Annotated in this window: 12 protein-coding genes and 1 tRNA gene; 8 read left to right on the top strand and 5 right to left on the bottom strand. The window is 72.6% G+C overall.

Going from position 1 to position 13244, the window contains the following annotated elements; translation table 11 throughout:
• Positions 1-15: 15 nt before the first annotated feature.
• Positions 16-882: an aldo/keto reductase gene (locus NMK34_RS21045; RefSeq protein ID WP_318334869.1), complete on the bottom strand. Its 867-nt coding sequence runs from the start codon at positions 880-882 to the stop codon at positions 16-18.
• A gap of 164 nt (positions 883-1046) precedes the next feature.
• On the opposite strand from NMK34_RS21045, the gene NMK34_RS21040 reads away from it, so the two are divergent.
• From NMK34_RS21040 to NMK34_RS21015, 6 genes are all read left to right on the top strand, one after another.
• Positions 1047-1412, top strand: a complete 366-nt coding sequence (locus tag NMK34_RS21040) for a YciI family protein (protein WP_013287532.1) — start codon at positions 1047-1049, stop codon at positions 1410-1412.
• A gap of 280 nt (positions 1413-1692) precedes the next feature.
• Entirely contained in the window at positions 1693-3141 is a 1449-nt protein-coding gene (pyk, locus tag NMK34_RS21035; RefSeq protein ID WP_318334868.1) for a pyruvate kinase, read from the top strand.
• On the top strand, positions 3138-4016 hold the full coding sequence (locus NMK34_RS21030) for an acyl-CoA thioesterase (protein WP_194801278.1): 879 nt from the start codon (positions 3138-3140) through the stop codon (positions 4014-4016). Before pyk ends, NMK34_RS21030 begins: the two co-directional genes overlap by 4 nt.
• 71 nt (positions 4017-4087) lie before the next feature.
• A complete protein-coding gene (locus NMK34_RS21025; protein ID WP_318334867.1) occupies positions 4088-4558 on the top strand; it encodes an Rrf2 family transcriptional regulator in 471 nt (156 codons plus the stop codon).
• A gap of 111 nt (positions 4559-4669) precedes the next feature.
• Entirely contained in the window at positions 4670-5755 is a 1086-nt protein-coding gene (locus NMK34_RS21020; RefSeq protein WP_318334866.1) for a sulfite exporter TauE/SafE family protein, read from the top strand.
• 619 nt (positions 5756-6374) lie between these two features.
• Entirely contained in the window at positions 6375-8645 is a 2271-nt protein-coding gene (locus NMK34_RS21015) for a cellulose binding domain-containing protein (protein WP_318334865.1), read from the top strand.
• Between the two features lie 167 nt (positions 8646-8812).
• Here the strand turns inward: NMK34_RS21015 and NMK34_RS21010 are convergent, their stop codons facing one another.
• Positions 8813-9808: an LLM class flavin-dependent oxidoreductase gene (locus tag NMK34_RS21010; RefSeq protein ID WP_199733081.1), complete on the bottom strand. Its 996-nt coding sequence runs from the start codon at positions 9806-9808 to the stop codon at positions 8813-8815.
• A 61-nt stretch (positions 9809-9869) separates the two neighbouring features.
• Positions 9870-10349, bottom strand: coding sequence for an Lrp/AsnC family transcriptional regulator (locus NMK34_RS21005; protein ID WP_318334864.1), 480 nt, complete (start codon positions 10347-10349; stop codon positions 9870-9872).
• An 83-nt stretch (positions 10350-10432) separates the two neighbouring features.
• Here NMK34_RS21005 and NMK34_RS21000 point away from each other — a divergent pair, with 83 nt between their 5' ends.
• Positions 10433-11608, top strand: coding sequence for a PLP-dependent aspartate aminotransferase family protein (locus NMK34_RS21000; RefSeq protein WP_318334863.1), 1176 nt, complete (start codon positions 10433-10435; stop codon positions 11606-11608).
• 36 nt (positions 11609-11644) lie between these two features.
• Here NMK34_RS21000 and NMK34_RS20995 read toward each other — a convergent pair whose 3' ends face one another.
• Both NMK34_RS20995 and NMK34_RS20990 read right to left on the bottom strand, forming a co-directional pair.
• On the bottom strand, positions 11645-12394 hold the full coding sequence (locus NMK34_RS20995) for a helix-turn-helix domain-containing protein (RefSeq protein WP_318334862.1): 750 nt from the start codon (positions 12392-12394) through the stop codon (positions 11645-11647).
• A gap of 31 nt (positions 12395-12425) precedes the next feature.
• Positions 12426-12503 (bottom strand) — tRNA-Leu (locus NMK34_RS20990).
• A gap of 94 nt (positions 12504-12597) precedes the next feature.
• On the opposite strand from NMK34_RS20990, the gene NMK34_RS20985 reads away from it, so the two are divergent.
• On the top strand, positions 12598-13218 hold the full coding sequence (locus NMK34_RS20985; RefSeq protein WP_318334861.1) for an ANTAR domain-containing response regulator: 621 nt from the start codon (positions 12598-12600) through the stop codon (positions 13216-13218).
• Positions 13219-13244: the final 26 nt, after the last annotated feature.

Below are 13244 nucleotides of genomic sequence, written 5' to 3'. Positions count from 1 at the left end.
GGTGCGGCGGCCGGCTCAGGCGGCCTTCGCCAGCGCCTCGAACTCGTCGTCGGTCAGCTTCACCCCGGCCGCCGCCACGTTCTCCTCCAGATGCGCCACCGACGACGTACCCGGGATCGGCAGCATCACCGGCGACCGGCGCAGCAGCCAGGCCAGCGCGAGCTGCGCCGGACTGGCGCCGTGCGCTGTCGAGATCGCGTCCAGCGGTCCGCCGGGCCGGGCCAGGTTGCCGGTGGCGATCGGGAACCACGGGATGAACGCCAGGTCGTGGCGCTCGCAGTGCTCCAGCACGTCCTCCGCGCTGCGGTCGGCCAGGTTGTAGAGGTTCTGCACGGACACGATCGGCGCGATCGCCCGGGCCGCCTCGATCTCCTCGACGCTGACCTGGGACAGCCCGATGTGCCGGATCTTGCCCTCCTGGCGCAGCAGCGCCAGCTCGCCGAGCTGGTCGGCCAGCGGCACCTTCGCGTCGATGCGGTGCAGCTGGTAGAGCGGGATGCAGTCCAGGCCCAGGTGGCGCAGGCTCAGCTCGCACTGCTGGCGCAGATACTCCGGGCGGCCCACCGGCCGCCAGTCGTCCGGGCCGGAGCGGGTCAGGCCGGCCTTCGTCGCGATGACCAGGTCGTCGGCGTACGGGTGCAGCGCCTCGCGGATCAGCAGCTCGCTGACGAACGGCCCGTACGAGTCGGCGGTGTCGATGAACGTGACGCCCAGCTCGTACGCGCGGCGCAGCACCCGTACCGCCTCGGCCGGATCCTTCGGGTCGCCCCACACGCCGGGGCCGGTGAGCTGCATCGCCCCGTAGCCGAGGCGGTCGACCGGCAGGTCGCCACCGATCCGGTAGCTGCCCGACGCCTTGGCGGGCTGGGTGCTGGTGGCCATTCGCGGTCCTCCTGTGCTCGTTCGTACCTCGCGGGGCGGTGCTGCGCCCCGACCCCTGGACATTCCCCGAATCGTGGCGGCGAAGCACTGGCAGTTGCGGCGAGCGGCCCCGGCGCACCCGGCCGCCGTGGGAGGCTGGGCGGGACGGTGGTCAGGAGGTGCGCATGGCCGCGACGCCACGGCTCGACTTCGCGCTCGACACGTACGAGTGCATCGTGCTCTACCCGGGGCCCTCGGGACGGGCCCTGCCGGACGAGACCGTGCAGCGGTTGCAGGCCGAGCACCTCCAGCACATGCGGGCGCTGCAACGGCGCGGCATCGTGCTCGTGGACGGGTCGGTCGACGGCCCGGCCCGGGAACCCGACCCGCCGATCGGTTTCGGCCTGGCCCGGACCGGTTCGGTGGACGACGTCCGCAGCGTCATGGAGGCCGACCCGGCGGTGCAGGCCGGGCTCTACCGGGTCGAGGTGCTCACCTTCCTCTGCCCGGCCGGCTCACTGGAGTTCCCGCTGGTCAAGACGGAGAGCTGAGGCGCGACGCCCGCCCCTCCGACGGCACCGATCGCTTCCGCGTACCCCAGTGCCCGCCCACGGCCGGACGGCCGGGCGCGGCGGCCTCACAGTGCCCCCGGCCGGCCCGTGACGGGGAGCGGTACGATTTCTCACCGCGCGGTCGCTGATGCCCGCCACACGACGTTCCGGTGCGGTACGCCTACCGCCCGCCCACGCGGTTGACGCGCGTCGTTGGACAAATGTTCCGCAGTCCGCAAGGGGTCGGCCGGGAGGCCGATCCGGAGGAGAGACTAGCCTGATGGGCGTGACACGCCGCGCGAAGATCGTCTGCACTCTCGGCCCCGCAACCGCGTCCCCGGAGCGTATCCGCGGCCTCGTAGAGGCGGGCATGAACGTGGCGAGGCTCAACTTCAGCCACGGCAGTCACGCCGACCACGAATCGGTCTACCGGCTGGTCCGCGAGGCGGCCGAGGCGGCCGGCCGGCCGGTCGCCGTGCTCGCCGACCTCCAGGGCCCCAAGATCCGCCTCGGCCGGTTCGCCGACGGCCCGCACGAGTGGCGCACCGGCGACTCGGTGGTGATCACCGGCGACGAGGTGGAGGGCACCAAGGAGCGGGTCTCCTGCACCTACCGCAAGCTGCCGCAGGAGGTGAAGCCGGGCGACCGGCTGCTGATCGACGACGGCCGGGTCGCCGTCGAGGTCAGCGACGTCACCGGCAACGACATCCGGTGCCTGGTCACCGAGGGTGGCCCGGTCTCCAACAACAAGGGCGTCTCGCTGCCGAACGTCGCGGTGAGCGTCCCGGCCCTGTCCGACAAGGACGCCGAGGACCTGCGCTTCGCCCTCGGCCTCGGCGTCGACCTGGTCGCGCTCTCCTTCGTCCGCTCGCCGGAGGACATCAAGCTCGTCCACTCGATCATGGACGAGGAGGGCGTGCGCCGCCCGGTCCTGGCCAAGGTCGAGAAGCCGGAGGCGGTCGACCACCTCGAGGCGATCGTGCTCTCCTTCGACGGGGTCATGGTCGCCCGCGGCGACCTCGGCGTCGAACTGCCGCTGGACCAGGTGCCGCTGGTGCAGAAGCGCGCCGTGCAGCTCTGCCGGGAGAACGCCAAGCCGGTCATCGTGGCCACCCAGATGCTCGACTCGATGATCGAGAACTCCCGCCCGACCCGCGCCGAGGCCTCCGACGTGGCGAACGCGGTGCTCGACGGCGCGGACGCGGTGATGCTCTCCGGCGAGACCAGCGTCGGCAAGTACCCGGTGCTCACCGTCAGCACCATGGCGAAGATCATCACCACCACCGAGGCCGGCTCGATCGCCGTCCCCCGGTTGCAGCACGATCCGCGTACGCACGGCGGCGCGCTCACCGTCGCCGCCTCGTCGATCGCCCGGGCCATCGGCGCCAAGGCCATGGTCGCGTTCTCGCAGACCGGTGACACCGTCAAGCGGCTGGCCCGGCTGCACTGCGACCTGCCGCTGCTGGCGTTCACGCCGGTGCCGGAGGTGCGCAACCAGCTCGCGCTCTCCTGGGGCGTCGAGACGTTCCTGATGCCGTTCGTCCAGCACACCGACGACATGTTCCGCCAGGTCGACCAGGCGCTGCTCGGCCTCAACCGGGCCAACCCGGGCGACTACGTGGTGATCGTGGCGGGCAGCCCGCCCGGCACCCCCGGCTCCACCAACACGCTGCGCGTGCACCAGCTCGGTTCGCTGGTCGACGCGGCTTCGGCGCGAGCTCTTCAATGAGTGGTGTGGCCACCGGGCAGGCGGCGGTCGACCAGCTGCTGGAGGTGCTCGACCTCGCCCGTACCGGAGAGATGACCTTCCGGGGGATGAGCCCGCCGGTGGGCCCGCAGCGGGTCTACGGCGGGCAGGTCGCCGGCCAGGCCCTGGTCGCGGCCGGCCGCACCGTCGACGCGGAGCGGGCCGTGCACTCCCTGCACGGCTACTTCGTGCGCCCCGGCGACCCGGCCGAGCCGATCGAGTACCAGGTGGAGAACGTCCGTGACGGCCGCTCCTTCTCGGTACGCCGCTCGGTGGCGTTGCAGCACGACAAGCCGATCTTCTTCATGTCGGCGTCGTTCCAGCGCCAGGAGGAGGGGCTGGACCACCATGCCCCGCTCCCGCCGGACGTACCCGGCCCGGACGACGTGCCGACCATGGCCGACCGGCTGTCCCGCTACCCGGAGCGCCTGGGTATCTGGGGGATGATCCCGCGCCCGATCGACGTGCGCTACGTCGGCGAGCCCGGCTGGGTCCGCCCCGGCGACCGCCCGGCCGAACCGCACCAGCGGGTGTGGATGCGCCTGGACGGCAAGCTGCCGGACGATCCGCTGCTGCACGCGTGCGCCCTCACGTACGCCTCCGACCTGACGCTGCTGGACTCGGTGCTGTCGGTGCACGGCGAGGTGTGGGGCCCGGGCGGTGTGGTCGGCGCGAGCCTCGACCACGCGCTGTGGTTCCACAGGTCGTTCCGCGCCGACGAGTGGTTCCTGTACGACTGCTGGAGCCCGTCGGCGTCGGGCGCCCGCGGCCTGGCCACGGGCCGGATGTTCACCACCGACGGCCGGCACATCGCCAGCGCCGTCCAGGAGGGGCTGCTGCGCCGGGTCGGCGACTGACCGTCCGGCCGGTGATCGTCCGGGCGCGGGTCGGGCGGCAGGTCCGCACCGCAGCGGACTAACCTGGCCGTATGCGTCTCTCCGCCCGGGTCGACTATGCCCTCCGCGCGACCGCTGAGCTGGCCTCGGTCGCGGACGGGGGAAGCACCGGACGGAGCCGCCCGGTGACCGCCGAGCAGATCGCCCGCGCGCAGGACATCCCGCCGAAGTTCCTCGAGAGCATCCTGCTGCAACTGCGCCGGGGCGGCATCGTGCATGCCCAGCGTGGCCCCGAGGGCGGCTACTGGCTGGCCCGGCCCGCCGGGGAGATCTCCCTGGCCGAGGTGATCCGCGTCATCGACGGTCCACTCGCGCACGTGCGCGGGCAGCGCCCGGAACAGCTCGGCTACCAGGGCGCGGCGCGCGCGTTGCAGGACGTCTGGATCGCGCTGCGGGCCAGCGAACGGGAGATCCTGGAGCTGGTCACCATCGGCGACGTGGCCGCCGGCGCGCTGCCCGGTCGGGTCAACGAACTGGCCGCCGACCCGCGCGCCTGGAGCTGACCACACCGTCCGGCGTCTCCTATCAACCGGATGGGGGACTTGACCCGGGGCGCCCTCGTGCCGCATTGTCGACCAAGTCGATAGGAGATACCGAAAAGTCAGGGGGCGCTCGTGCGCAAGCTGCTGGTCCTCGCCCTCGTCGGGCTCGCCGCGCAACTCGTCGACGGCGCGCTGGGCATGGCGTACGGGCTGACCTCCTCCACGCTTCTCCTGTTCGCCGGCGTGGCGCCGGCCGCGGCGTCCGCCTCGGTGCACCTGGCCGAGATCGGGACCACGCTCGCCGCAGGCGTCTCGCACTGGCGTTTCGGCAACGTCGACTGGAAGGTGGTCGGCCGCATCGCGCTCCCCGGCGCGATCGGCGCGTTCGCCGGGGCGACGTTCCTCAGCTCCATCTCCACCGAGGCGGCGGCGCCGTGGATGGCCGCCATCCTGTTCACGCTCGGCGCGTACCTGCTGGTGCGGTTCTCTCGGCCGTTGCGCGCCAACCGCGCCGCCGGCCGGCTCCGTAGCCGCTTCCTCGCCCCGCTCGGCCTGGTCGCCGGCTTCGTCGACGCCACCGGCGGCGGTGGCTGGGGCCCGGTCGCCACCCCCGCCCTGCTCGTCTCCGGCCGGATGGAACCCCGCAAGGTCATCGGCTCGGTGGACACCTCCGAGTTCGTGGTGGCCGGCGCGGCCAGCATCGGCTTCCTCATCGGCCTGGGCTCCGAGGGCTTCCTGCTGCCCACAGTGGCCGCCCTTCTGGTCGGCGGCCTGATCGCCGCGCCGATCGCGGCCTGGCTGGTCCGCATCGTCCCCGCCCAGCTGCTCGGCGCCGTGATCGGCGGCGTGATCGTGCTGACGAACGCCCGCACGCTGCTGAGCGCCGGCGGCGTGGGCGGCTCGGTGCCGGTCGTGGTGTACGTGCTGCTCGGCGCCGCCTGGCTGGTCGCCGTCGGGCTGGCGGTGCGCGCCCTGCGCCGTACCCGCCGGGCCCGCGCCACCGTCGAGGCGGCCCTCGCCGACGGCCCTGCTCCGGCGGGAGAGGCCGCCGCGGCGGCGCCGGCGGAGTCGGGGGGGCCGGCGGAGTCGGGGGTGCCGGGGGAGCCGGGGGAGTTCGCCAAGCCGGGTGAGTCCGCCGAGCCGGCGGAGCCTGCGGCGTCGGGGGAGTCCGCCGAGCCGTCGGAGTCGCGGAAGCTCGCCGCCGCCGTCGAAGGCTGAGCCCTCAGCTCTCCCCGGGGCACGCCCCCGCAACCGCCAGGGGCGTTCCTCGGCGTGTCGCCCCTTGGACGACACAAGCATTCCAACCGATATGCCTCTCGGTCATAAATATTACCGAGAGGCATATCGGTTGTCCCTTCTCCCCGCCCGCCGCCCCTCTGCCGTGTCGCCGCCCGCGACTGTGCCGTCGATCCGGCCGTGCCCGTCGTCCGGCCGTGCCCGTCGTCCGGCCGTGCCCGTCGTCCGGCCGTGCCCGCCGTCGGGCCGTGCCCGCCGTCGGGCCGTGCCCGCCGTCGATGTGCCGCCGACCCCGCCGGCGCCGAAGTGGCGCCGGACCCGCCGTGACGCCGGCCCGCCCCCGCCGTGCCGTCGACGTGCCGATCGCTGACCGCCGCCGCGCCGGCCGCCACTGCGCCGGGACGGGGGTGGAAGGTGCGTGCGAGGTGCGCGGTGAGCCCGGCGCTTGTGGGCGTGTCCAGCGGTGACCTAGGCTGACGGAGCGCGGAGCCGAATCATAGACGTCGATGTGTTGACGTCGCTCGTCGCGTCAGGCACGAATTCGCCGGTCCGGGCAGGCCGGCGCTCGCCCCGTGCCTGACCTCCGCGAAAGGCATTCCCCGTGCACCTCATCACCCCACGCCGCCGGATCGCGCTGCTCGCCGCGGCTTCGGCGGTCACCCTGTCGGCCGGCGCGCTCACCACGATGACCGCCGCGGCGGCGGCCGCCGCCTGCCGGGTCGACTACCGGATCACCAACCAGTGGAGCGGCGGCTTCGGTGCCGACGTGACAGTGACGAACCTCGGCGACCCGGTCAACGGCTGGATCCTCGGCTGGAGCTTCGCCGCCGGCCAGCAGGTCGTCCAGGCGTGGAACGCGACGGTCAGCCAGTCCGGCGCGCAGGTGAGCGCCCGCGACGCCGGCTACAACGCGGCCATCGGCACCGGCGGCACCGCGAACTTCGGCTTCAACGGCTCGTGGAACAACGCGTCGAACCCGGTCCCGGCCGCGTTCACGCTCAACGGCACCGCCTGCACCGGCGCGCCGTCCACCAGCGCGCCCCCGTCGACGCCACCACCGAGCACGCCCCCGCCCACCACACCGCCACCGACCACCACACCGCCGCCGACGACCCCGCCGGCCGGGGCGAAGCAGATGGAGGATCTCGACCGAGGGCTGATCAGCGTCCGCTCCGGCAGCGGGAACCTGGTCTCCTGGCGGCTGCTCGGCACCGAGACCACCGGGGTTTCGTTCAACCTGTACCGGGGCGGCACCAAGGTCAACGGCAGTCCGATCACCGGCGCCACCACGTACCTGGACAGCGGCGCGGCGGCCGGATCGGCGTACACCGTGCGGGCCGTGGTGAACGGCGCCGAGCAGGCGACGTCCGCCCCGGCGCTCCAGTTCGCGAACGGTTACCTGGACGTGCCGATCCAGCCGCCGCCCGGCGGCACCACCCCGTCCGGGGAGGGCTACACCTACGCGGCGAACGACGCGAGCGTCGGTGACCTCGACGGCGACGGCCGCTACGAGTTCGTGCTCAAGTGGGACCCGTCGAACGCCAAGGACAACTCGCAGTCCGGCTACACCGGCAACGTCTACGTCGACGCGTACACGCTCACCGGCACCCGGCTGTGGCGCGTCGACCTCGGCCGCAACATCCGCGCCGGCGCCCACTACACCCAGTTCCAGGTGTACGACTACGACGGCGACGGGGACGCCGAGGTGGCCATGAAGACCGCCGACGGCACCCGCTCCGGTACCGGCCAGGTGATCGGCAACGGCTCGGCCGACCATCGCAACTCCAGCGGCTACGTACTCGCCGGCCCGGAGTACCTGACCATGTTCGACGGCCGCACCGGCGCCGCGCTCTCCACTGTCGACTACGACCCGCCGCGCGGCACCGTCTCCTCCTGGGGCGACTCGTACGGCAACCGGGTCGACCGGTTCCTCGCCGGCACCGCGTACCTGGACGGGCAGCGCCCCTCGCTGATCATGGCGCGCGGCTACTACACCCGGGCCGTCGTCGCGGCGTGGGACTTCCGCGACGGCACGCTGCGCAAGCGCTGGACGTTCGACTCGAACGCCTCCGGCAACGGTGCCGCCGCCGGCCAGGGCAACCACCAGCTCTCGGTGGCCGACGTGGACAACGACGGCCGCCAGGAGATTGTGTACGGCGCCGCCACGATCGACGACAACGGCCGGCTGCTGTACTCCACCGGCAACGGCCACGGCGACGCGCTGCACGTCGGCGACCTCGACCCGTCCCGCTCCGGCCTGGAGGTGTTCAAGGTCGACGAGGACGGCAGCAAGCCCAGCTCCTGGATGGCCGACGCGCGCACCGGGCAGATCATCTGGCAGACCGCGCCGAGCGGCGACAACGGCCGCGGCGTCTCCGGCGACGTCTGGGCGGGCAGCCCGGGTGCCGAGTCCTGGTCGTCGGCCGTCGACGGGCTGCTCAACACCCGGGGCCAGAACGTCGGGCGCAAGCCGTCGTCGGCGAACTTCCTGATCTGGTGGGATGGCGACCCGGTCCGGGAACTGCTCGACGCCACGAAGATCGACAAGTACGGCACCGGCGGCGAGACCCGGCTGCTCACCGGCAGCGGCGTCGCCTCGAACAACGGCACCAAGTCCACCCCGGCGCTCTCGGCGGACCTGCTCGGCGACTGGCGGGAGGAGGTCGTCTGGCGCACCTCCGACAGCACCGCGCTCCGGATCTACAGCACGCCGGTGACCACCGGCCTGCGCCTGCCGACGCTGATGCACGACCCGCAGTACCGGGTGGCGGTGGCCTGGCAGAACACCGCCTACAACCAGCCGCCGCACCCGGGCTTCCACCTGGGCGACGGCATGAGCACCCCGCCCGCGCCGAACATCTACCTGCGCTGAAACGGCAGGCACCGGGTCGCCGGCCGCGGAATCCGCTCCGCCGGCGACCCGGTGCACCACACCGCAGCATTCCCGACCCGTCCCGACCGGGAATGCCGTACCACCACCGGGGACAAAGTTATGCGTCCTGCGCGACGCTGCGGTGACGTGGCTATGAAGAGCGTGTTTCAGCCCTCCCGGCGCAGCCCGCCCGCCACCTTCTCGGCGATCAGCTCGAACGAGCGGACCCGGTCCGCCACGTCGTACACCATCGTGGTGAGCATCAGCTCGTCCGCGCCGGTGCGCTCCAGCAGCTCACCGAGCTGCCGGGCCACCGTCTCCGGTGAGCCGGTCGCCTGGCCGTCGCGGCGCTGGGCGACGAACTCCCGCTCGAACTCCGAGTACGGGTACGCCGCCGCCTCCTCCGGCGTGACCAGCGGCTCCGGCCGCCCCGACCGCAGCTTCAGGAACGACAGCCCGGCCGGCCCGGCCAGCCACTCGGCCCGCTCGTCGGTCTCCGCGCAGACCGCGTTGACGGCCACCATCGCGTACGGCCGGTCCAGCCACTGCGACGGCCGGAAGTTCTGCCGGTAGAGCTGCAACGCCGGGATCGTGTTCTGCGAGCTGAAGTGGTGCGCGAACGAGAACGGCAGCCCGAGCAGACCTGCGAGCTGCGCGCTGAACCCGCTCGACCCGAGCAGCCACACCTGCGGCGACTGGCCGCGGCCCGGCGTCGCGGTGATCGGGCCCGGCTCGGCTCCGGAGAAGTAGTTCATCAGGTCGGCCAGCTCACGCGGGAAGTGCTCCGCGGACAGGCCCTCCATGGTGCGGCGCAACGCCAGCGCGGTCACCTGGTCGGTGCCCGGCGCCCGGCCGATGCCCAGGTCGATCCGGCCCGGGTGCAGCGCCTCCAGGGTGCCGAACTGCTCGGCCACCACCAGCGGCGCGTGGTTGGGCAGCATCACCCCGCCCGAACCGAGCCGGATCGTGCTGGTGTTCGCCGCCAGGTGCGCGAGCAGCACCGCCGGCGCCGAACTCGCGATCGCGGGCATGTTGTGGTGCTCGGCCACCCAGAACCGGCGGTAGCCCAGCTCCTCGGTGCGGCGGGCCAGCTCCGTGGTGTACCGCAGCGCCTCACCGGCACTGCCGGTCGCCGCCACCGGGGCAAGATCAAGAACAGACATGGGTACGTCGATCACAGCGTGGTGCAACAGGCCACGTGCCGGAATTGTTCCGCCGGGTGCGCTACCCCATACCCCGGGCCTGCTCGAAGATCAGGCTGGTCTGGGTGTGCTGCACCACCGGATCGACTGCGAGATGGTCGAGGACGAAGTCCCGCAGCGCGTCACCGGAGGCGGCCCGCACGTGCAGCACGTAGTCCTCCGCCCCCGCCACGTGGAACACCGACACCACCCCCGGCAGCCGCACCGACCGGGCCCGGAACGCGTCCACGGCGGCCCGCTCGTGCGCCGTCAACCGCACCGACACCAGCGCCTGCAACGGCAGACCCACCGCCGCCGGGTCCACCTCGGCGTGGAACCCGCGGATCGCCCCGCACTCCCGCAGCGCCCGGGTACGCGTCAGGCACGTCGACGGCGCCACCCCCACCCGCTCGGCCAGTGCGTTGTTCGGCAGCCGGCCGTCCACGGCCAGCTCGGTGAGGATCGCGCGGTCAACGTCGTCCAGGCCGGCGAACGGCCGTACATCATTCGGTGCGGCAGGCATGTGACCATCCTTCACCGAATCAGCGTCGGGCGAAAGCGTGATCGCCAGAATCTTGTTCGCTGCTATTGCCTCTGGCCGTTGTCATGTTCGACAGTTCCGGCATGACTTCCGTGGACACCGCAGCCGTACACGCCGGGCGCGCCGACCTCGCCGGGCTCGGCGTCCACGTCCCGCCGATCGACCTGTCCACCACCAACCCGCTGCCCTCGGTCGCCGGCGGCGGTGACGACTACGAGACGCTCGCCACCGGCGGCACCCTCCCGGCCGGCGGCAGCGCCGTCTACCAGCGCCTCTGGAACCCCACAGTGGCCCGGTTCGAGACCGCGCTCGCCCAGCTCGAAGGCACCGCCGAAGCCGTCGCCTTCGCCAGCGGAATGGCCGCGCTCACCGCCACCCTGCTCGCCGCCACCCGCGACGGCAAGCGGCACGTCGTCGCCGTCCGTCCCCTCTACGGCGGCACCGACCACGTCCTCGCCACCGGCCTGCTCGGCACGGAGGTCACCTGGGCCACCACCGCCGACGTGGCCGGCGCGATCCGCCCCGACACCGCGCTGGTCGTGGTCGAGACGCCGGCGAACCCCAGCCTCGACCTGGTGGACATCGCCGCGCTCGCCGACGCCGCCGGTGACGTCCCGCTGCTCGTCGACAACACCGTCGCCACCCCGGTGCTCCAGCAGCCCGCCCGCCACGGCGCCGCGCTCGTGCTGCACAGCGCCACCAAGAGCATCGGCGGCCACGGCGACGTCCTCGCCGGCGTCGTCGCCTGCGGACCCGAGTGGGCCGCCCGGCTGCGCCAGGTCCGCGCGGTCACCGGCGCCATCCTGCACCCGCTCGGCGCGTACCTGCTGCACCGCGGCATCCAGACCCTCCCGCTGCGCGTCCGCGCCCAGCAGGCCGGCGCGGAGAAGCTCGCTGCCTGGCTCGCCGGGCACCCCGCCGTCGAGCGCGTCCACCACCCGTCGCTGCACGACCCGGCCGGGCTGGTCGGCCGCCAGATGTCCGGCACCGGCAGCCTGCTCGCCTTCGAGGTACGCGGCGGCGCGCCCGCCGCGGCCGAGGTCGCCGGCGCCTGCGAACTGATCACGCACGCCGTGTCGCTCGGCGGTGTCGACACGCTGATCCAGCACCCGGCCTCGCTCACCCACCGGCCGGTCGAGGGCGACGCCAAGCCCTGCGGCGGGCTGCTGCGCGTCTCGGTCGGCCTGGAGGACCCGGAGGATCTGCGGGCGGACCTCGCTCGGGCACTGTCGCGGATCTGACGCCGCCCGGCCGCTGTCCCGCGCGCCGTCGCCAGGTCACGACTTCGGGCCCACGTGCCGGTCGAGGGCGGCGACCGCCTCCCGGCGGGCCACCGACAGGGAGTTGCGGCGGTTCATCCGCCAGGCGATGCCGAGCCGGTCGAGCGCCTGCTGACAGAGGCCCATGATGTCCGCGGACTCGTTGGCGAACATGTAGCGCGGATAGACGTAACGCTTGCCGCGCACGACCACCCGATTGGCGAAACGGCAGCCGTCGGAGTGGAACAGGCCGCGCAGGAAGTCGCCCGCCTGGGCCTCGACGATGGGTCGCTGCCAGTCGGCCAGGACGATCGGGCGCTCGTGCTTCTTGCCGGGCCCGTGCTGCGGTAGTAGGCACGGCCAGTGCTTCCCGTAACTCTGCACGCTGACGCAGCCCGGTTTCTGGACCCGCTGCACCTTCTCGGCCAGCACCGCCCGCATGGCGTCGTCGCACGCCTCGATCAGGCCCGGCCAGCAGTCGCTGCAGGCGATCCGGAGCACCGGCACCCGGGCCTTGGTCACGAGGTGCCCGTCGCCGAGGTAGAGGCCGAGGAGATAGGCGTAGGCCGCGGGGTCTGTCGGCACGCGCATGTCGTCACGACAGCGGAAGCACCGCAGTGCGGTGCCCTGCTGCTTCGGCGTCGGCCGATCCTTGCACCAGTGGCGGACCGTCGGATAGGAGAGCCCCACGGCCCGCGCCGCCTCAGCGACGGTCGCGCCGTCGAGGTAGAGACGTCGCGCCCGGGCGCGCAATTCGGGTGGATGCACAGCCCCATGTTCGAACGCCTGTATGACATTCTGGTGCCCTCGGTGGGATTCGAACCCACACTGTATGGAGTTTGAATCCATTGCCTGCTGCCAGTTGGGCTACGAGGGCGTTCCGTGATTCGGCCTCGACAGCTTACCCGCTAGGCTGAGGGCGGCGACACCCGGCAGGGCGGGTGTCGGGCTCGAACCGGTGGGAGTGGCTCGTGGGCGAGATGCAGGCGGACACCGAGCGCAAGCGCGTTCTGATCGCCGAGGACGAGGCGCTCATCCGGCTGGACCTGGCCGAGATGCTTGTCGAAGAGGGCTACGACGTGGTCGGCGAGGCCGGTGACGGCGAGACCGCCGTCAAGCTCGCCGAGGAGCTCAAGCCGGATCTGGTCATCCTCGACATCAAGATGCCGATCATGGATGGGCTGGCCGCCGCCGAGCGGATCGCCGGCGCGCGCATCGCCCCGGTGATCATTCTGACCGCGTTCAGCCAGCGTGACCTGGTGGAGCGGGCGCGGGCGGCCGGCGCGATGGCGTACCTGGTCAAGCCGTTCCAGAAGAGCGACCTGGTGCCGGCGGTGGAGATCGCGCTGTCCCGCTACTCCGAGATCGCCGCGCTGGAGTCGGAGGTCGCCGGTCTCACCGACCGGCTGGAGATCCGCAAGACCGTCGAGCGCGCCAAGGGTGCGCTGATGACGACGTACGGGATGACCGAGCCGCAGGCGTTCAAGTGGATCCAGCGCACCGCGATGGACCACCGGATGACCATGAAGGAGGTCGCCGAGCGGATCCTCGCCGAGACCGCCGGCGGCGAGGTGGAGCAGCCCACGCCCTGACCTGCCCGGGATGCATCCGATCGATA

The organism is Micromonospora sp. BRA006-A (assembly GCF_033433935.1).
Lineage (GTDB): Bacteria > Actinomycetota > Actinomycetes > Mycobacteriales > Micromonosporaceae > Micromonospora > Micromonospora aurantiaca.
The sequence above is the reverse complement of the archived record's forward strand: the minus strand, read 5'-3'. Positions and strand labels throughout refer to the sequence as shown.